This is a genomic window from Nocardia sp. NPDC050412 (assembly GCF_044458825.1).
GTDB lineage: Bacteria > Actinomycetota > Actinomycetes > Mycobacteriales > Mycobacteriaceae > Nocardia.
In genome coordinates this window covers 555016-574680 of the sequence record NZ_JBITIJ010000003.1, presented here as the reverse complement: position 1 = coordinate 574680, position 19665 = coordinate 555016, and the positions used below count along the sequence as shown (strand labels likewise).

General features: G+C 65.0%; 20 protein-coding genes and 1 pseudogene. 5 read left to right on the top strand and 16 right to left on the bottom strand.

Annotated features, from left to right (window positions below; genetic code table 11):
- Positions 1–2: 2 nt before the first annotated feature.
- Positions 3–602 carry a TetR/AcrR family transcriptional regulator gene (locus tag ACIBI6_RS10540; protein ID WP_364339291.1) on the bottom strand — a complete coding sequence of 200 codons (600 nt, stop codon included), beginning with the start codon at positions 600–602 and terminating at the stop codon, positions 3–5.
- On the bottom strand, positions 589–1455 hold the full coding sequence (locus tag ACIBI6_RS10535) for an alpha/beta hydrolase (protein ID WP_364339289.1): 867 nt from the start codon (positions 1453–1455) through the stop codon (positions 589–591). The genes ACIBI6_RS10540 and ACIBI6_RS10535 overlap by 14 nt, the downstream gene beginning before the upstream one ends.
- Positions 1456–1617: 162 nt before the next feature.
- On the opposite strand from ACIBI6_RS10535, the gene ACIBI6_RS10530 reads away from it, so the two are divergent.
- On the top strand, positions 1618–3048 hold the full coding sequence (locus ACIBI6_RS10530; protein WP_396955818.1) for an amidase: 1431 nt from the start codon (positions 1618–1620) through the stop codon (positions 3046–3048).
- 170 nt (positions 3049–3218) lie between these two features.
- On the opposite strand, the gene era is transcribed toward ACIBI6_RS10530, so the two are convergent.
- The 6 genes from era to ACIBI6_RS10500 form a co-directional block, all read right to left on the bottom strand.
- The gene (gene era / locus ACIBI6_RS10525) at positions 3219–4154 is read right to left on the bottom strand and encodes a GTPase Era (RefSeq protein WP_364339285.1); all 936 of its coding nucleotides are present in this window, start codon (positions 4152–4154) and stop codon (positions 3219–3221) included.
- Positions 4123–4482, bottom strand: coding sequence for a cytidine deaminase (locus ACIBI6_RS10520; RefSeq protein WP_364339283.1), 360 nt, complete (start codon positions 4480–4482; stop codon positions 4123–4125). Before ACIBI6_RS10520 ends, era begins: the two co-directional genes overlap by 32 nt.
- Positions 4479–5828 (bottom strand): hemolysin family protein, encoded by a 1350-nt coding sequence (locus tag ACIBI6_RS10515; protein WP_364339281.1) that lies wholly within the window; start codon positions 5826–5828, stop codon positions 4479–4481. Before ACIBI6_RS10515 ends, ACIBI6_RS10520 begins: the two co-directional genes overlap by 4 nt.
- The gene (gene ybeY, locus ACIBI6_RS10510) at positions 5825–6379 is read right to left on the bottom strand and encodes an rRNA maturation RNase YbeY (protein ID WP_364339278.1); all 555 of its coding nucleotides are present in this window, start codon (positions 6377–6379) and stop codon (positions 5825–5827) included. Before ybeY ends, ACIBI6_RS10515 begins: the two co-directional genes overlap by 4 nt.
- 64 nt (positions 6380–6443) lie before the next feature.
- Complete coding sequence (locus ACIBI6_RS10505) at positions 6444–7505, bottom strand: PhoH family protein (protein WP_364339787.1); 1062 nt, start codon at positions 7503–7505, stop codon at positions 6444–6446.
- Between the two features lie 219 nt (positions 7506–7724).
- Positions 7725–8642, bottom strand: coding sequence for a LysR family transcriptional regulator (locus ACIBI6_RS10500; RefSeq protein ID WP_364339276.1), 918 nt, complete (start codon positions 8640–8642; stop codon positions 7725–7727).
- A gap of 88 nt (positions 8643–8730) precedes the next feature.
- Between ACIBI6_RS10500 and ACIBI6_RS10495 the strand changes: the two genes are divergently transcribed.
- Positions 8731–9945, top strand: coding sequence for an MFS transporter (locus ACIBI6_RS10495; RefSeq protein ID WP_364339273.1), 1215 nt, complete (start codon positions 8731–8733; stop codon positions 9943–9945).
- A 266-nt stretch (positions 9946–10211) separates the two neighbouring features.
- On the opposite strand, the gene ACIBI6_RS10490 is transcribed toward ACIBI6_RS10495, so the two are convergent.
- Entirely contained in the window at positions 10212–10343 is a 132-nt protein-coding gene (locus ACIBI6_RS10490; RefSeq protein ID WP_396956005.1) for a hypothetical protein, read from the bottom strand.
- Between ACIBI6_RS10490 and ACIBI6_RS10485 the strand changes: the two genes are divergently transcribed.
- Entirely contained in the window at positions 10306–10587 is a 282-nt protein-coding gene (locus tag ACIBI6_RS10485) for a hypothetical protein (protein ID WP_396955996.1), read from the top strand. The two genes, ACIBI6_RS10490 and ACIBI6_RS10485, sit on opposite strands and share 38 nt — an antisense overlap.
- Positions 10588–10658: 71 nt before the next feature.
- Here the strand turns inward: ACIBI6_RS10485 and ACIBI6_RS10480 are convergent, their stop codons facing one another.
- Positions 10659–11285, bottom strand: a complete 627-nt coding sequence (locus ACIBI6_RS10480) for a TetR/AcrR family transcriptional regulator (RefSeq protein ID WP_364339266.1) — start codon at positions 11283–11285, stop codon at positions 10659–10661.
- A gap of 227 nt (positions 11286–11512) precedes the next feature.
- Here ACIBI6_RS10480 and ACIBI6_RS10475 point away from each other — a divergent pair, with 227 nt between their 5' ends.
- Together ACIBI6_RS10475 and ACIBI6_RS10470 are read left to right on the top strand one after the other, a co-directional pair.
- Entirely contained in the window at positions 11513–12445 is a 933-nt protein-coding gene (locus tag ACIBI6_RS10475; protein ID WP_364339263.1) for a metal-dependent hydrolase, read from the top strand.
- A pseudogene (locus ACIBI6_RS10470) lies at positions 12445–13566 on the top strand (hypothetical protein); the annotation flags it as partial. The gene ACIBI6_RS10475 and the pseudogene ACIBI6_RS10470, both read left to right, overlap by 1 nt.
- Here ACIBI6_RS10470 and ACIBI6_RS10465 read toward each other — a convergent pair.
- The 6 genes from ACIBI6_RS10465 to hemW form a co-directional block, all read right to left on the bottom strand.
- Entirely contained in the window at positions 13546–14286 is a 741-nt protein-coding gene (locus ACIBI6_RS10465; protein WP_364339261.1) for a 16S rRNA (uracil(1498)-N(3))-methyltransferase, read from the bottom strand. The pseudogene ACIBI6_RS10470 and the gene ACIBI6_RS10465 sit on opposite strands and share 21 nt — an antisense overlap.
- Before the next feature lie 3 nt (positions 14287–14289).
- Complete coding sequence (gene dnaJ, locus ACIBI6_RS10460) at positions 14290–15444, bottom strand: molecular chaperone DnaJ (protein ID WP_364339258.1); 1155 nt, start codon at positions 15442–15444, stop codon at positions 14290–14292.
- Between the two features lie 92 nt (positions 15445–15536).
- Entirely contained in the window at positions 15537–16568 is a 1032-nt protein-coding gene (gene hrcA / locus ACIBI6_RS10455; protein WP_364339256.1) for a heat-inducible transcriptional repressor HrcA, read from the bottom strand.
- Positions 16569–17036: 468 nt separating this feature from the next.
- The gene (locus ACIBI6_RS10450; RefSeq protein WP_364339254.1) at positions 17037–17837 is read right to left on the bottom strand and encodes an alpha/beta hydrolase; all 801 of its coding nucleotides are present in this window, start codon (positions 17835–17837) and stop codon (positions 17037–17039) included.
- Between the two features lie 241 nt (positions 17838–18078).
- On the bottom strand, positions 18079–18294 hold the full coding sequence (locus ACIBI6_RS10445) for a hypothetical protein (protein WP_364339252.1): 216 nt from the start codon (positions 18292–18294) through the stop codon (positions 18079–18081).
- Positions 18295–18451: 157 nt separating this feature from the next.
- Positions 18452–19654: a radical SAM family heme chaperone HemW gene (gene hemW, locus ACIBI6_RS10440; RefSeq protein WP_396955817.1), complete on the bottom strand. Its 1203-nt coding sequence runs from the start codon at positions 19652–19654 to the stop codon at positions 18452–18454.
- Positions 19655–19665: the final 11 nt, after the last annotated feature.

Below are 19665 nucleotides of genomic sequence, written 5' to 3'. Positions count from 1 at the left end.
TGTCAGGTGCGGAGAATCCCTCCGATGAGCAGCATCAGCGACTGCTGCGCCTGCGCTTGCGCGGCCGCCTTATCCGTGGCGTGGGCAACGATCAGTCCCGCTTCGGCGACCGCGCTGAAAATCAGTTGAGCCAGGACCGGAATCGGCGCGTCGGCGATCAGCCCCGCATCGCGGGCGCGTTCCAATTCGGCGATGACCAATCCCAGCCCATGGCGCGCCTCGAACTCGCGAAACGCCTGCCAGCCGAGGACGGCGGGGGCGTCGTAGAGGGTGATACGGATCATCTCCGGGCGCTGACAGATCTCCAGGAAGACATTCAGGCCGATGGCCATCGAGGTGAGGATGTCATCGGGATTCCCTGCGCCGATGGCTTTTTCGATTTCCTGCGTGGTCTCGACCTCTATTTGCTCGAGCACGGCCAGGAACAGTCCGCGCTTATCACCGTAGTGGTGGTGCAGGGCACCGCGAGTGACTCCCGCCTCGGTCACGAGTTCCTCGGCCGAGGTCGCCGCGAAACCGCGCTCGGCGAACAACCGGCGACCGGCTTGTTCGAGCGCGGCTCGGGTGGCACGGGAGCGATCCTCCTGACTACGGCGTTGCATGCGCCCGAGTGAACTCCAGAATCGTTTCGGAGAGCAACTCGGGCTGATCTTCGGGCAGGAAGGTGTAGGAGTCGTCGATGAACTTCAACGTCGCGTTCGGCAGCTCCGCGGCCAGGCGTTCGGCGAATTTCACCGGGAAGATTTTGTCCTCGCGGGCCCAGGCGATCAGCACCGGAATCCGCACCGACGGAAATCGGGTGGCGGCGTCGAGCGTGTAGCGACGATGCACGGTCTTCAGAAACCGGCGCAGATCCTTGCGGATCGCCGCCGAATTCCGGCTCGGCCACAGGTAGGAGTCGGCGATCTCCGGCGGGACCGGGCGCTTTGCCACCCAGCCGAAGGCGATCGGCAGACGATGCAGCGCACGAATCCGCATCAACTCGGTCAGCGGCCGTAGCGAGCCGGGCACCCGCGCCAGCACGGGCAGCGCCGCGAAGGCAGGCGGGAAGAACGCCTCGTAGGCGTCGCACGAGGTCAGCACGACGCGGCCGATCCGCTCCGGTCGACGGGTCAGCAGCAGTTGGGTGATCGCGCCGCCGGTGTCGTTGGCGACCACGGTGACGTCGGTGAGGTCGAGTCGCTCCAGGAACTCGGCGATCAGATCGGCGACCCCGGTGGGCGTGAGATCGGCTGTGGGGACCGGGATTTCGTGTGAGCCGAGCGGTAGGTCCGGACTGAGGCAGCGATAGCCCGCCGCCGCGATGGTGGGAACGACTTTGCGCCAGAGATCGGAGTTGACGAGCAGACCGTGTACGAAAACGACCGGCGCGCCCTGCCCCGTGTCGTGAAACCGAATGCGGCCGCCGGGGAGATCCACCTCATGCGTGCGGCCGAGTGACGTACTGATTCCCATGGTTCCTCCATGTGTTGGCAGTGTGTTTCCACCATTACATACATACGGTATGTATGTCCACAGTTCAGCCTCCTACCTGGGGTGGAGATTCGTGAGCCGATGTGGACGGTTGACCAACTCCGCGCTACGGTGCAACGAACGATTGAAGGAGACGGAGCTCACATGACGGTGTCCGACGCCACCCTGCGCCCATTCGAGACCGCCGAACTCGGCCTCGCCGACTTCGCGGCCGCCCTCGCACAGGGCAGGATCAGCTCCGTGGCCGCGGTCGGCGCCGCGCTGGACCGGATCGAGGCGAGCCAGCCGACCCTCAATGCCTTCCGCATCGTCCGGCGCGAAAAGGCACTCGCCGAAGCGGCAGCGGCCGACGAGCGCCTGGCCTCGGGTGCACGACTCCCCCTGCTCGGCGTACCGATCGCGATCAAGGACGACACCGATATCACCGGTGAGCCAACGGCATTCGGCTGCGGCGGCGATCTCCCGCCGAAAACCGAAGACGCGCAAGCGGTTCGACGGCTGCGCGCGGCCGGTGCGGTGATCGTCGGCAAGACCAATACCTGCGAACTCGGCCAACTGCCGTTCACCAGCGGTGCCGCCTTCGGCCACACCCGCAACCCATGGGGTGCCGAATACACACCGGGCGGCTCATCCGGCGGCTCCGCGGCCGCCGTCGCGGCCGGATTGGTACCCGCGGCACTGGGTTCCGACGGCGCGGGCTCGGTCCGCATCCCGACCGCGTGGACCAATCTCGTCGGCATCAAACCGCAGCGCGGCCGCATCTCCACCTGGCCGGCCGCCGAGGCATTCCACGGGCTCACCGTGAACGGACCGCTGGCACGCACCGTCGCCGATGCCGCACTGCTGCTCGATACCGCCGCCGGACCGAATCCCGGCGATCTGCACACACCCGAACCACTCACCGTGTCCGATGCCGTCGGCCGCGATCCGGGACGACTGCGCATCGCCCTCTCGCTGCGAATCCCGTTCACCGCCACCAGAACCGCGCTGCATCCGGAGGTCGAAGTCGCGGTGCAGCGCATCGCCACCACACTGCGTCGCCTCGGTCATTCGGTAACCGTGGCGGACCTGCACTACGGCATCATGATCGGCGCTTCCTTCCTACCGCGCTCGCTGGCAGGGGTCAGCCACGTCCACGACAGAATGCCCGGCATACAAGTGGATCCACGCACTACCGCGAATGTCCGGTTCGGCCGTGCACTCAGCGGGCCCGCACTGTTCGCGGCACGTCAAGCGGAAACGTTGCTGCACAAGCGAATCGGCGGCTTCTTCCGCGACTACGATCTGGTGCTCGCCCCGACCACCGCGACTCCCCCGCCGCGTGCCGAAGAGATCGATGGCATCGGCGTCAACGCCACCAACGACCTCATCACAGCCGCATGCCCATACACCTGGCCCTGGAATGTACTCGGCTGGCCGGCGGTGAATGTTCCGGCCGGTTTCACAGATAATGGCCTGCCGGTAGGCGCGCAACTCATGGGCACCGCGAACACCGAACCACTCCTGGTTTCCGTTGCGGCACAACTGGAATCGGAGATACACTGGGAACGCCACCGCCCCGAACCGTGGTGGTGAGTCAGCGATCGGGCGAGGTCCAGACCTCCCGCACTTGCGTCGCGAACCTTCCGAAGCACTCCCGGCGGCCCGGAATCAGCACGGACAGCCGCCAACGGGCCGACTATAACAGTGCGGGCGCATTGCCACAGCGGGCTCGAATGCTCCCCATTTTCGGGGTATCCCTGCCGTCAGAACCCCAGCTTGCCAAGCTGTTTCGGGTCGCGCTGCCAATCCTTGGCAACCTTGACGTGCAGGTGTAGGTAGATGCGGACACCAAGGATGTGTTCGATTTGTTGGCGGGCGTTGGTGCCGACCTCTTTGAGTCGCGCGCCACCCTTGCCGATGACGATGGCCTTCTGCGAGGGGCGTTCGACGTAGAGCAGGGCGTGCACGTCGAGCATGTCTTCGTTCTCTTCGCGCGGAAGGACCTCTTCGATGACCACGGCCAGCGAATGCGGGAGCTCGTCGCGCACGCCCTCCAGGGCGGCCTCGCGGATGAGTTCGGCCATGAGGGTTTCCTCTGGCTCGTCGGTGAGCTCACCGTCGGGGTAGAAGGCCGGACCCTCTGGCATTTTCGAGGCGATGACGTCGACGAGGACCTCGACCTGTTCGCCCTTGACGGCGGAGACCGGTACGACATCGTTGTCCGGGCCGAGTAGTCGCGACAGCGCCATCAGCTGTTCGGCGACCTGGTCGCGGCTCACCTTGTCGATCTTGGTGACCACACCGAGCAGGGTCGTCTTCGGCGCCATCTGCTTGATCTGCTGCAGGATCCACTTATCGCCGGGGCCGATTTTCTCGTCGGCCGGAATGCACAGCGCGATCACGTCGACTTCGGAATACGTATCGCGGACAAGGTCGTTCAGGCGTTGACCGAGCAAGGTGCGCGGCCGGTGCAGCCCCGGGGTATCGACCAGGATGAGCTGGGCATGATCGCGGTGCACGATGCCGCGGATGGTGTGGCGGGTGGTCTGCGGACGCGAGGAGGTGATCGCGATCTTCTGCCCGACCAGCGCATTTGTCAGGGTCGACTTGCCGGTGTTCGGGCGGCCGACGAAACAGACGAACCCGGAACGGAATTCGGTGGTCTTCTCAGCCACCCTGCACCTCCGCGCCCGCGGCATCGTCGACGATCTCGAAGACCGCACCCGAACGATCGGTGAAGACGATGCGCGCCTCGGGCGAAACCTCGCGAACCGCGGAGACCCCCGCATCCGATAATCTGCCGCCGACGACCACGGCCGCCTCGAATCCCTCTGCACCACTGGAGATCGCGGCCGCGACCGCCGCCTGCAGCGCGGTCAGTCGCAGGGACTCCAAGGCGACATCACCGGCCGCGTAGGTGCGGCCGTCGGTATCGCGGATCGCCGCGCCCGAGTTGCCGTCGGTGCGGCCGAGCGCGCCCTTGGCAAGCACCACGAGTTTGGTGTCCTCGGCATCCAATTCGGTCATTCGCTATCTCCGTTCTCATCACGATCGGACGGGATTTCCCGCTCGGATCCGTTACTTTTGCGCTTGCCGTTGGACTTCTCGGCATGCGATTTTTCCTGCGCCTTGCGCACCACGACGGTGTGCACCCGCACCCGTCCCCGCGCGTCCGCACCGCCTTCACCACGCAGCAGCAAACCGTGCACAACGGCTTTGGAGCCGGGCAGCGGCACCCTGCCCAGTGCGTGTGCGAGTAGGCCGCCGACGGTATCGACGTCCTCCTCCTCGATTTCCAGGCCGTACAGTTCGGCCAGATCGTCGACCGACAGCCGCGCCGAAACCCGGTAGCGGCCCTCGCCGAGGTCCTCGATGGGCGGAGTTTCGTCGGTGTCGTATTCGTCGGCGATCTCACCGACGATCTCCTCGAGCACATCCTCGATGGTCACCAGCCCGGCGATGCCGCCGTATTCGTCGACCAGCAGCGCCATATGGTTTCTGCGGCGCTGCATTTCATCGAGCAGGCTATCCAGCGGTTTGGAGTCGGGCATGAACACCGCCGGACGCATGGCATCGCGCACCTGCACCTTGCGACTTCTATCCGCATACGGCACAAGATCTTTCAGATATACCACGCCGAGGATGTCGTCGACGTTCTCGCCGACCACCGGAATACGGGAATGACCACTGCGCACCGCGAGCGACATCGCCTGTGCCGCGGTCTTATCCGCCTCGATCCAGACCATTTCGGTACGCGGCACCATCACCGCGCGGGCCGGGGTATCGCCGAGTTCGAAGACCGACTGGATCATTCGGCGTTCATCGTCGGCCACCACACCGCGTTCACCGGCCATCTCGACAACTTCCCGCAACTCGATCTCGGATGCGAAGGGGCCATTGCGAAATCCCTTACCCGGGGTGATCGCATTACCGATGAGGATCAGCAGCCTGCTGACCGGACCGAGCACCGTGCCGATGAACTGCAGCGGCAGCGCCGATGCCAAGGCGATGGAGTAGGCGTGCTGTCGACCGAGTGTGCGCGGTCCGACGCCGATCACCACATAGTCCACCAGCACCATGACGGCGGCGGTGAACAGCAGCGCCCAATTGTCATCCCACAGCGGGATCAATGCCGCCGCCAACAGCACCGTCGCACAGATCTCGCACAGAATACGAAGCAGCACAAGCAGATTCACATATCGCGGCCGATCGGCCACGATCCTGGTCAGCCGCACCGCGCCGGGCCGCTCCGCCCGGACCATATCGTCGAGACGTGCCGGTGAGATGGTGTTCAGCGCCGAATCGACTGCGGCGAACACTCCACCGACCGGGACGAGCAGAACCGCCAGCAGGATCAGGGTCAGCGAACTCACGCGGGGCCTAGCGCCTCACCGGGCGTTGTGAAACCGGCCTTCCCCAGCAGCCGGGCATCGCGCTCGGCCAATTCGGCTCGCCGCTGTGCCTCGCGCAGGCTTTCATACCACTCCTCGAGCAGCCGCGCCTGCAGCGCGAACATCTCCTTCTCCTCCTCCGGCTCGGCATGGTCGTAGCCGAGCAGGTGGAGCACGCCGTGCACGGTGAGCAGCGCGAGTTCGTGATCGAGCGAGTGACCGGCCTTGCGGGCCTGGCCCGCGGCGAATTCGGGGCACAACACGATATCGCCGAGCATGGACGGACCCGGTTCGGCACTGTCGGGGCGACCACCGGGCTCCAGTTCGTCCATCGGGAAGGACATGACATCGGTCGGGCCGGGTAGGTCCATCCAGCGCATGTGCAGATCCGCCATGGTGTCGAGATCGACGAGCACCATCGACAGCTCGGCCGCCGGATGCACATCCATCCGGCGGATCACGAATCGCGCGACACTGACCAGGTCTTCTTCGGGTACGTCGACACCCGACTCGTTGGCGATCTCGATGCTCACCTGATCAGGGTATTCGGTGTGCCCGGGTCCGCACCGCGCGGCTGGCCCGGACACGTCCGTCCCACTATCGCCGATCTCCCCGGCTCGCGGCACGACGCTGTGCGCGATTGCCCGGATAGTGCGGTCCGACCTGGGTGACCCGTTCGGCCTCGGCCCGCTCGTAGGCGTCGACGATATCGGAGACCAACCGGTGCCGAACCACATCGCTGCTGGTGAGCTGGGCGAAATGGATATCTTCGATGCCGGTCAGGATCTCACTCGCCGCGCGCAGACCCGAGCGCGCGCCATTGGGCAGGTCGACCTGGGTGACGTCACCGGTCACCACGATCTTCGAGCCGAATCCGAGCCGGGTGAGGAACATCTTCATCTGCTCGGCCGTGGTGTTCTGCGCTTCGTCGAGAATGATGAACGAATCGTTCAGCGTGCGACCGCGCATATACGCCAGCGGTGCGACCTCGATGACACCGGCCGCCATCAGCTTCGGAATGGCCTCCGGATCCATCATGTCGTGCAGCGCGTCGTAGAGCGGTCGCAGATACGGGTCGATCTTCTCGTTGAGTGTGCCTGGCAGGAAGCCAAGACGCTCGCCCGCCTCGACGGCGGGACGGGTGAGGATGATCCGGTTGACCTGCTTGGTCTGCAGTGCCTGTACGGCCTTGGCCATCGCCAGATACGTCTTGCCGGTGCCCGCGGGGCCGATGCCGAACACGATGGTGTTGGCGTCGATCGCGTCGACGTAGCGCTTCTGGTTGAGCGTCTTGGGCCGAATGGTTTTACCGCGCCGGGACAGAATGTCCAGGCTCAGCACCTCAGCCGGGGATTCCGAGGAACCCTCGGTGAGCATGGATACGGTGTGGCGCACCGCCTCCGGGGTCACCACTCGATTGCGACCGGTCAGCGCGACGAGCTGCTCGATCACCCGCTCGGCGAGCGCGACATCGGCCGCCTTGCCGGTGAGGGTGACGGAATTGCCGCGGACATGGATATCCGCATCCAGCAACTGCTCGAGTTCACGCAGGTTCTGGTCGGCCGAACCGAGGAAGGGGAAGACGGATTCGGGAGCGAGTTCGATGCTGGAACGCACGGTGCGCGCTGCCGGGCCCGAACCGTTGTCTGCGGCACCGATGCCTGCCGTGGGGGTGGTCGGGTCGCCGATCTCGCCTTGTGTTCTCAAAAGTGGCTATAGCCTGCTTTCCGGTCTCGAATTGCTGCGTCGTTGATGAAAGTTTAACGCGCCCCACTGACAACACGCATTGAATAAACGGCTACCTACGCCGTAGCGATTGCTTGCAGGTCGCTCGAAAATGGTCAGCGGCCAGCGTGGCGATTGCCTGGCGGTCGCTACTTACCGTCGTGGCATCGGGATCCCCCCGCGCCGACGTGCCCAATCCTCGGTGAAGTCACGAAATCGACGCACCGCATCCGATGGCGGAGCGGTCGCCGACCAGATCAGCCCCACATCACGGGCCGCTGCGGCATCGGCGAGCGGGACGGTCACGATGCCTGATAGCGAACCGGCTGCGGGCGTGGGATCTTCCAGCGGCAGCAGCGCGACGCCGAGTCCAGCCGCGACCAGACCCGCGGCGGTGCGCAGATCGCTCGATTCGAAGGCGATGCGGGGGCGGATATTCGCGGTGGCGCAGAGTTCGTCGAGAATGCGGCGCATACCGAAACCCGAGTGCATGGTGATGAATTCGGCGTCGCCGAGATCGGCGAGACGGATCTGTCGGCGGGCGGCGAGCCGATGTTCCGCGGGCACGGCCAGCGCGAGCGGCTGCGCGAGCAGTTTGCGCCAGCCGATGCCCGGGACCGACGGACGGGGCGACACGATCGCCAAATCCGCTGTGCCGTCCACTATCTGATCGATTACCGCATCGAACGCACCCTGCCAGAGGGTGAACGAGATGCGGGACGAACCGCGCCGGAAGCCGCCGATCAGTTGCGGGATCAGCCAGCTGCCGAAGGAGTGCTGAAACGACAGGCGGACAACGCCTTTCGCGGGATCAGCGAGATCGGCGACGGCCTGCGCGGCGGCATCGAGTTCGGACTGGGCACGGCGGGCGTGTTCGTAGTAGGTCCGGCCGAACTCGTTCAGCACGATGCGTTTTCCGTGGCGGTCGAAGAGTTCGACGCCGAGACGGCGCTCGAGACGGGCCAGCATGCGCGAGAGCGTCGGCTGGGCGATATGCAGCCGCTCGGCGGCCGCGCCGACGCGCTCCAGCTCGGCGAGTGTCGTGAACCACAGCAGGTCGTCACCCAGCACGTCCGGACCTTTCCTTATGCATCTAGCACATTAGAAACCAGATTACTATTCATTTCCTTTCTTAATGGCGAGTCTCGATCCTGGTGCCATGACCAGCACATCGCACGAACGTCGGATCACTACAGCGCTGTTCGCCGCAGGGCTGGCCACCTTCGTGTCGATGTACAGCGCGCAGGCGTTGCTGCCGAGCCTGTCGGCCGCATTCGGAGTCGCCCCGGCGCAGGCCGCGCTGGCCGTGTCGTTGACCACCGGGTTTCTCGCGTTGGCGATCGTGCCGGTCAGTGCGTTGTCCGCACGGATCGGACGGACCAGGGTGATGACGGGGTCGGCGGTGATGTCTGCGGCCATCGGTCTGCTGCTGCCGTTGAGTCCATCGCTGGAGGTGCTGCTGGCGGGGCGGGCGCTGCAGGGCGTGGCGTTGGCCGGAGTGCCTGCCGTCGCGATGGCGTATTTGGCGGAGGAGATCAGTGGGGACGGGTTGGGCGCGGCGATGGGCGTCTATGTCGCGGGCACGTCGATCGGCGGGTTGTCCGGGCGGTTGATTCCGGCATTCGCTTTGGATCTGGCCTCGTGGCGCTGGGCCGAGGCCGCGGTTGGCGTTGCGGCGGCCGGTTGCACCGTTTGGTTCGTGCGTGGGTTGCCGCCGTCGCGTGGGTTCGTCGCCCGACCCGCCGGAATGCGCACCGTGCTGCGCGATATCGGCGCGCCGTTGCGGCACGGCGGGCTGCTCGCGCTGTTCGGGTTGGCCTTCGTATTGGTCGGCGGATTCGTATCGATCTACAACTTCCTCGGCTATCGGCTGACCCGGCCGCCGTTCGAATTGCCTGCGGCCGTTGCGGGCTCGGTGTTCCTGCTGTACCTGGCAGGCACGATCGCCTCGGCCGCGGCAGGGCGTTGGGCCGATCGGATCGGTAAGCACCGTGTGCTCGCGGCCTCCGTCGCACTGATGGGCATCGGAATACTGGTCACCATTCCGGACCAGTTGATCGCGGTCATCTTGGGGATAAGCCTTTGCACCGCAGGGTTTTTCGGTGCCCACGCGGTGGCGAGCACCTGGGTCGGCGCGATAGCTCCCGGTGGCGCCGCATCGTCGCTGTACCTGTTCACCTATTACCTCGGAAGCGCCATCATCGGTGGTACGGCAGGCATCGCATATGCGAAGGGAGGATGGGTCGGTCTGGCGGCCTGCGTCGGGGCGCTGCTGGTCGTGGCCGCAGTTCTGGTGTGGTACTTGACGATTCACGCTCGCAGCGGAGTCGAAACCGTTGCCGCTTCCGAAGTATGCGCCGCGCCGACGGCGTGATATCCGACAGTCACCTGCGGTGTCGGCGCTCATGACCGCGGGGTCGCAGGCCAATGATCTCGGAGCCTAGGGCGAACGGGCTGTACGCACCTGAGTTCGGACGTTTCAGCAATCGAATAGCAATGTCGCCAGATACCGCTCCACTGATAACACCACAGGGTTCGGGCCATATGCGCCAACCGCAGAGGTGGCCGCCTGTTAACTAGATAGGTCGCTTGGCCGATCAACTACTGTGACCGACATCAGATTCTCTTTCTTCGGGGGTTTCACATGCTGATCTTCGGCTGGCAGAGGCGTCTCCACACGCTCGCCATGATCACCTTGCTCTGCGGCCGCTGCGGCAACCCCGCCGCGCACGCGCTGCGCAGACTCGCCACCACATTCACAGTCTTCTTCATCCCGATCCTCCCACTCGGTAACAAGCACTACATGGAATGCACTTGGTGCGGCGCATCGACACCCCTCGCCGTACCCCAAGTCACCGGCCTAATCGCACGCGCCAACGCCGAGAAAATGGGTTCCGCCCAGTACCAGCAGCCTTCCCCAGGCCCTAACGGACAGTGGCCCGCCCCCGGCGCACCCAACACCCCCTGGCAGCAGCAGCCCGCCCCCGGCGCGCCGAACGGCCCGTGGCAGCGCTGACCCAATCGAGGGTCGGCCCGCGACGACCGCAGTCGAATGGCAGCACGCCCCGACACACCGCAACAACCGGGTCAGCCCCCGCGTCGTCCGTTCGGCTTCCGTTGCGCGATGATCGCGGCTCCCATCCAGCGTCGTAAATATCGACGCAGCTCACCGTCGCTCCGTGGCGGATTGCCCGGAGAAACGAAGAACGACTGCATCGTTCGCAGAATGTATTCGACGAGTTCGTGCAGCGATGTGTCGTCGTATCCGTACCGCTCCCAATCGACGTCGAAGCGTTTGATCATCGTCATGCCGAAGGTTTGCGCCTCTTGGGAGGTAAGGCTTTCGGGGTGCACATTCGAATATGTGCTCGAAAGCAGAATGCCCAGGTGGGGCGTCCGACGCACCTCGGCCAGCGTGTAGACCACGCCCTCGGTCATGGCTTCGACCGGGTCCTCGATGCCGCTGACCTGCTGTGTCAGCCGATCCAGGAAACCATCGACCGAAGCGATCGCCGCAGCCTGCATCAGCGCGTCCGAACTGGGGAAGTATCGATACACCGTCTGACGGATGACCCCCAGCGACTCCGCGACGTCGGCAATGCTGATCTCCGAACCCGTCCGTCCGATGAGATCGACCGCGGCGGCGACTATTCGACGGGACGCTTCTTCATCGCTGTCCGGCGGGCTCCCGCCCCACCCACGCCTTCCTGCCACTGCTCGCTTCCTCGGCTCGAACCAATGTCCGTCGCGTGCGAAACCGACAGCGGGACAACCCCGCCGACCGTCCTGATCAGGGACTCGACGCTACCACAGGGCGATCTTTGCCCAGCCCGAGCAATTCTCATCATACACTCGAGCCGATTTATGTATGATCACTCATCGAAGCTTCGGCGTGTCCGAACACGGCTACAGCCCCCTTTCGAAACACGAGGTACAGCCAAGTGACCGATCTACAAATCCGAAAGATGCGATTCGCATTCGCGGACTACGACGTTCCGTTCTTGTGGAACGAACAGAATCCGGCCTTCTCGTCCATGGCCAATGCGGTGTCCTTCCTGGCGATCGGCTTCGAGAAGATGATCGTCAATATGATTCGCGAGGCCATGCCGCGGATAACCGATCCCGAGGTCGCGGAGGAAGCCGACGCGTTCGTGCGTCAGGAGGGGCAGCACTCGACCGCCCACCGCCAGCACGCCAACGCTCTGATCAGGCGATACCCCGGGCTCCAAGAGACTCTCAACGAAGTAATCGCGGAATTCGACCGACTCACCGTGAACACCTCCCTGGAGTATCGGCTCGCCTACACCGCCGACCTGGAGGCCACCTTCACCCCGGTGTTCAAACTGATGCTCGACAATGATTCGACTCTCTTCCGTCCCGGAGACGACCGGGTCGCATCGCTGTTCATCTGGCACTTCGTCGAGGAAGTCGAACATCGCAGTTCTGCGCTGATCATCTTCGATTCCATTGTCGGCAGCGACGCCTACCGCATGCGCATGGCTCCGTCGATCTTCCGGCACGTCATGAAGGTCATCAAGGTGGCCTGCGCGGGATTCAATAAGCATGTGCCGCAGGAGGATCGGCGCATCGATGCACTGGCGATGTTTGCGACGCACCGGAGTAAGCAGAAGCTGCGGAAGTTGTTGCGACTGCCCGTCGAGGACAACGGTCCGATGTCGCGCGCGTTCGACGATCTACGACTCGGCGAACAACTGGTCGCGATGGTCGGCATCGTCCGCAGTCAATTGCCCAAGCACAATCCGGATCACGAGAAACTTCCCGCACTCGCCGATGTGTGGTTCGAACGCTATAACGCCGGTTACGACGTATCGCACTGGTACACCGCCGATACCGTCGCAGCGCAGGGGGACTGATGGCCGATCATTGCGCACCCACCTTCGACGAACTCGCGAAGGCGCTCGGCTTTTCCTGTCAGGAGGCCGGTGGACTCGTCGAGGTGCGAAATCCGTTCGCATTGGAGAACTGGACGCTGCCGGTGCTGGAGTTCACCATCGTCCTCGGCGCGGTGCTGGCACTGATCTACGCGATTGTGCGGTTGCGTCGGCACGGCGATCCCACCAATCTCGTGGTCTGGTTCGGTGCGACGGCGTACCTGTTCATTATCGAACCGCCGCTGTACTTCCCCGCAGCCTTCGGCATCGACGAACATGTCGACACCATGTTCGCGCACAACGTCTTCACCGTGGATTTCCTCTGGGGTCGACTCCCCCTCTATATCGTGGCGATCTATCCATTGATGGCCACATTGGCCTTCGAAATCGTTCGAATGCTCGGCGTTTTCCGTCGATACGGCGTTCTCGTCGGCGCGGTCTGCGTGGGCTTCGTACACCACGGCTTCTATGAGATCTTCGACCATCTCGGACCGCAGCTGCGCTGGTGGGAGTGGTCGATCGAAAACTCGCTCAATCAACCGATGTTCGATTCGGTACCGCTACCGAGCGTGGTGGTATTCGCCGCGCTGTGGCCGATGTCGCTGGCGTTCTTCGTCCAGTTGTTCGTCGGTCGCCATGTCGACCAAGGGCGCAGCTTCTCCGGACCGCAATTGGTGTGGCGCACCGTCGTCATCGGTATCCTCGGGTCTTTGGGAACCGGCGTATTGCCCATCCCGGCAACGGTTTTCGGTGCCGGTAGCACCTCGGTGCGTGGATTCCTCTATGCGGCCGAATTGGTCATCGTCAGCATCGTCGCGATTCCGGTTCTCACTCGACAGTGGCTGCGGCTACGAGACGACCACTCGGATTACTCGAACGGCTTCGTGCGAATTTACAGCGTCGTCTATCTGGGCGTGATGGCATTGCTCTGGGTGACCGCGCTGCCCGATTACTTCGCTGCCGTCGACGGTTCGACGAGTAATGGCGACCCCATCGGGAATCTCTGGTACGCGCTGGCGTGCTTCGCGGTCGCAACACTCTGCGTGTTCGCGATCTTCACGGTGCCGTACCGCCCCGACCGGCTACCAGCGGGAGGTCAACGCACCCAAGGCGCCGAGGGCGACGGCGGCGGCAGTGGAGGTGCGCAAGACGGTGGGACCGAGCAGGGTTACGTCGGCGCCCGCACCAGCGAAGGCGGTGAGCTCGGAGTCGTCTAGACCGCCTTCTGGGCCGACGATGAGCAGGATTTCGGTGGCCTTATCGAAAGGCAGCTCGACGAAGCGGGCGGTGCCGGATTCGTGTAGTGCCACCGCGATTCCACCCGCGGCGACGACCGCGCGGATCTTGTCGAGCAGGTCGCGGGTGCGGTGCAGGTCTGCGATCTCGGGGATATAGGCACGGCGGGACTGCCGGGCTGCCGTGCGGGCAGCGGCGCGCCATTTCTCAACGGCCTTGCCCGCCTTGGCTTCCCAGTTTGCGATGCAGCGCGCGGCCTGCCACGGGATGATGACATCGGCGCCGGCCTCGGTCATCAGCTCGACGCTCAGCTCCGAACGGTCGGACTTCGGCAGCGCCTGCACGACAGTCACCCGCGGCGTCGCAGGCGCGGCGAGCACCCGGTCGAGCACCTTCAGCTCGAGCCGATCCTTCTGCGCTGCAACGACTTCCGACGCTGCGAGCAGACCGGAACCGTCGGACAGCGTAATCGGCTCGCCGACCCGGATGCGGCGGACCGTCGCGGCATGGCGTCCCTCCGGCCCGTCCAGCACCGCGATGGCACCCGGCTGCGGAATATCGGAAAGATAGAAGACCGTGGCGGCCAACGGCTATCGCCCGCTGAACGACGCTCGCAGCCGGGCGAACAGGCCGCTGTTGTGCTCGGACTGCGCCGACATCACCTCGGCGCGTTCACCGGTGCGCATGCCCTTGTACTTGCGCAACAGATCGGTGGTCTTGGCGTCGAGTTTGGTCGGCACCACGATGTCCAGATGCGCGAGCAGATCACCGCGTGCACCGGAGCGCAGCCGCGGCATGCCGTGGCCGCGCAGCACCGAGATCTCACCCGGCTGGGTGCCCGGCGGAATGGTCAGCTCGGTCGGGCCGTCCAGGATGGTGTCGATGACAACGGTGGTGCCGAGTGCGGCATCCACCATCGGCACCCGGACGGTGCAGTGCAGATCATCGCCGTCGCGAACGAAGACATCGTGCGGCTGCTCGACGATCTCCACATATAGATCGCCCGCGTGCCCACCACCGGGACCGACCTCGCCCTGTGCGGCCAGCCGCACCCGCATGCCATTGGCGACACCGGCCGGAATCGGCGCGGCGATCTCGCGACGCGCCCGCACCCGGCCGTCGCCGCCGCACTTGTGGCACGGATCGGGAATGGTCTCACCCGCACCACGACAGGTCGGACACGGACGCGAGGTCAGCACCTGACCGAGGAACGAACGCTGCACCGACTGGACCTCACCCGCACCACCACAGGTTTCACAGCGCACCGCCTTGGACTTGCCGTTGGTGCCGGCGCCGTGGCAGATATCGCAGAGGATGGCGGTGTCGACGGTCAGGTGTTTGGTCACACCGACCGCGCATTCGGCCAAGCTGAGCCGGGTCCGCAGCAGCGAATCCGCGCCGGGCTGCACCCGGCCGCGCGGCTTGCGCGTCCCGCCGGTGCTGCCGCTCATACCGCCGAAGAAGGCCTCGAAGACGTCGCCGAGCCCACCGAAACCGGCGCCGGAGAAGCCCGCTCCGCCACCACCGGATTCCAACGGGTCGCCGCCCATATCGACGACGCGCCGCTTCTCCGGGTCCGACAGCACCTCGTAGGCGGCCGACACGTCCTTGAACTTGGCCTGCGCCGCCTCGTCGGGGTTGACGTCGGGGTGGAGCTCCCGCGCAAGCTTGCGGTAGGCGCGCTTGATCTCCTGGTCGGTCGCGTTCTTCGCGACGCCGAGCAGTCCGTAGTAGTCCCGTGCCACTTGAGTTCTCTAGTCCTTGGTTTGCAACAGCATTAGTCGGATGCACTCAACTTTATCCGCCGAAGAATCGAGCGTATCAGCGGCGGGGGCCCTCAGCGCTCCGCGAGCACCTCACCGATATAACGGGCAACGGCCGCGACCGATGCGATCGTTCCCGGATAGTCCATTCGGGTCGGACCGAGCACGCCCATACCGCCGAGCACCGCACCCGCAGCACCGTAGCCGGTCGACACCACCGAGGTTCCGCGCATCTGCTCGACCTGCGTCTCCTCGCCGATGCGCACCGTGACGGTACCCGGATGCTGTGCGGCGGCGAGCAGCTTCAGCACTATCACCTGCTCTTCCAATGCCTCGAGCACATCACGTAGCGAACCAGGGAAAACGAAGTCGGCGGCATTGCGGGTCAGATTGGCGGTGCCGCCCAGGACCAACCGCTCCTCCGGATGCTCCACCAGGGTCTCGACGAGCACGGTCGAGACGCGCACCAGCACATCCCTCAGGCGCACCGGCGCCCGCTCGGGCAGTTCGGCGACGGCCGCGGAGGCGTCGGACAGGCGCTTGCCATCCATCGCGCCACCGAGCATGCCCCGCAGTGCGGCGAGGTCCTGGTCATCGATGAGCGCGCCGAGTTCCACCAGACGCTGGTCGACGCGACCGGTATCGGTGATCACGACCAGCAGCAACCGAGCCGGATTCAGCGCGACCACCTCGATGTGGCGGACCGTGGAGGCCGACACCGTCGGATACTGAACGACCGCGACCTGGCGGGTCAGCTGAGCAAGCAGCCGGACACCGCGGCGCAGCACGTCGTCGAGATCGACACCGGACTCCAGGAATTCCATGATCGCCCGGCGCTCGGCCGGCGAAAGCGGCTTCACCTCGGAAATGCGGTCGACGAACTGCCGGTAGCCCTTATCGGTCGGAATGCGACCGGAACTGGTGTGCGGCTGGGTGATGTAGCCCTCAGCCTCCAACACCGCCATATCGTTGCGGACCGTCGCGCTGGATACCCCGAGATTGTGCCGCTCCACCAGGGTCTTCGACCCGATCGGCTCCTTGGTCGAGACATAGTCCGCGACGATCGCACGCAGGACCTCGAAGCGCCGATCTTCGGTGCTCGACATGGGCCCCACCTCCTCGCTCGTACTCGGGTAGGTCGTAACGGTCACGTGCGCACCGTCCGCATCGACCCGAATTCGATGCAGGTTACTTGGTACGTCTGTTTATCCAGTCTAATTGCCTACTCGACAATTGCCCGTTCGCACACCATGGACGCTTGTGACCCAGGTCTCCTCGGGGCCGACTGACGTTGCGCCGGAGCGAGATCCGACCGCTACTCTCGCCGCAGGCAGCGTCACAGGGGGATTCGAAAGCCGCGAACAACCTCCCAAATCACCAGATGGATCGACCGCGCGCCCTCCAAAAGCCTCGGAGGAACGGCGCAGCAACACCTGGTAGCGCTCATGCGTGTGCGCCGAGTCGAATCAAGTGGTCGTGGTCAAGGCGGGGCGAACCACCATGAGACTCGCCTCGATGGCGGAGCCCAGGAGCGGACGCCGGTGCTGAGCAATCTGCGGACGCTTCCGGAGCCGTCAGCGGGCCGCACTCTCTACTACAGCGGCGACCTCGTTGGGATGGGAGACCAAGGAGGCGTGGGAGGCGCCGATCTCCGACATATGCGCACCCATGCGGTTTGCCATGAAGCGTTGGGAGGCAGGGGGAATTACGCGGTCGTCGGCTGAGACGAGATACCAGCTGGGGGTCGAGGACCAGGAGGGGGCGCCCGAGGGTTCGAGGTTGGCGGATACGGCCAGGGAGTGTTGGTGGGCGATCATGTCGGCGGCTACTTCGGGGGATACGTCTTGGGCGAAGACGGAGTTGAAGTATTCGGGGGCCACGTAGCCGTCGAGGTTCCTGCCTGCCACGCCATTTGGATCGTCGACGAGGCGCACCTGGAGCGCCGGGGGCAGCAACTGACTGCCGGGGAAGCTGATGGGGTTGATTTCGAGGAGTGCGGATTCGCCTTGTACCGGCGCGAAGGCCGCAATGTATACCAGCGCTTGAACTTTCGTGTCGTGGATATTGCTGATGACGAAGCCGCCATACGAATGGCCCACCAGGACAACGGGTCCGGAGACGGTGTCGAGGGTTCGCTGGATGGCCGCGGCGTCGTAGGCAGGGCCGCGCAGCGGATTGTCGGGAACCACCACCTGGTAACCGTGGTCGCGCAGCGTCGCGGCTACGCCGTTCCAACTCGTGGTATCGGCGAAGGCGCCGTGCACGAGCACGATCGTCGGGAAGGGTTCGGCGGTCGCGGGCGCGGCCACGAGCACGGGTGTAAAAGCTGAGATGAGCGCCGCGATGCAGGCGCGGAGAATACGGGTGATATTCATCTGAGTCCTGCCTGTCGGTCGTTGATAGCTGTCGGCTCTTGATGTTGTCACCTTTTGCCGAGCACCAACAGATAACCGGACCGCCAGGTCGGTTACACCGCGTGGGGACGAACGCCCACTACGACCATTCGCGACAGATCATCAGCCGCCCATATTCGGGCGTGTATCAACGCCCGGGAGCAGCCGTCGCTGCGGAATCTCACCCTACGAGCGACGGCACGCCACCGCGACGGACCCGCAGCTACAGCTCGGACCCGGTTCTTGCCATCTTGCCCGCCAGCGCATCGAGGCCGAGCATGGCGAGTAAGGACTCGCAATCAGCCGCGTCCTGGGAGTGACTGGCGACCGTCCGGGCCGCTATCGCGCACTGCCGCGCAGTTTCGGCCTTCTCCGCTGCCCGCGCCTCGGCGAACTCGCTCTGCTCGGAGATAAGGGTGATGTGTCGTGCCGTTGGCATAGGACTCCTTGGGTTGATCCGCAGCCTACGCGTCTTTACCGATCTGTGATAGCGCAACGGGCAGCGTCCTATCGACGCGGCAGTGAAGTGGGAAGAATTCACTATGCCGCGCCGAGCCGGGCCCGGCGATACACCACGCGCGAAGATCGGAATACGCTCAGGTCAGGAGGTCTCGGACGACGCCGTCGGCGAGTAGGCGGCCACGGTCGGTGAGGACCAGACGGTCACCGGAGCGAACTGCCAGACCGTCGGCGATGATTCGGGTTGCGGCGGCGGATTCCATTGAGGCCAATTCGTTCAGCGGCAGACCGGTGCGCAGGCGGATGGCGAGCATGACACGTTCGGTGTGCTGCTCGTCGGCGGTGAGGACTTCCCAGCCCGCGGCCGGGAAACCGCCGTGCGCGACGGTATCGGCATAGCGCGCAGGGTGTTTGACGTTCCACCAGCGGACCCCGCCGACGTGACTGTGCGCGCCGGGGCCCGCACCGAGCCAGTCACCGCCGTCCCAGTAGCCGAGGTTGTGCCGACAGCGCGCGGAATCGCCTGCGGCCCAATTGGAGACCTCGTACCAGGTGAGGCCCGCGGCATCGAGACGTGAGTCGATGCGTTCGTAGCGGGCGGCCAGCACATCGTCGTCGGGGGCGGGAAGTTCGCCGCGGCGCACGCGGCGGGCCAGTGCGGTGCCGTCCTCGACGATGAGCGAATAGGCCGAGACATGGTCGACGCCCGCGTTCAGCACCGCGTCCAGGCTCGCGTCCAGATCGCTGTCACGTTCGCCCGGCGTGCCGTAGATCAGGTCGAGATTCACATGCTCGAATCCGGCAGCGCGTGCTTCTTTCGCAGCGGCCACCGCCCGGCCCGGCGTATGGGTGCGGTCCAATACCTTCAGCACGTGCTGGGCCGCGGATTGCATGCCGAGCGAGACCCGGGTGAACCCGGCCGCGCGAATGCGTTCGAAGAACTGTGATGAAGTCGACTCCGGATTGGATTCGGTAGTCACCTCGGCATCGGCCGCGAGGGTGAAGTTCGCGCGCACCGAGTCCAATACATCCGCCAAGCCGTCACCACCGAGCAGTGACGGCGTGCCACCGCCGACGAAGATCGTCGCCACCTCGGGCGTGGCGGTCGGCAGCGCAGCGAACCGTTCGGCCGCCGTCGCCAACTCACCGCGCAGCGCCGCGAGCCAGGACTGCGGCGACGCCGAGGTGCCCAGCTCACCCGCGGTATAGGTGTTGAAATCGCAATACCCGCAGCGTGTGGCACAGAACGGCACGTGGATGTAAATCCCGAACGGGCCGCCGCCGAAGTCGCGCAGCACCAGGGCAGGCGCTTCGGTTTCGATCGGGGCGATGGAACTCACCCCTCCAGTGT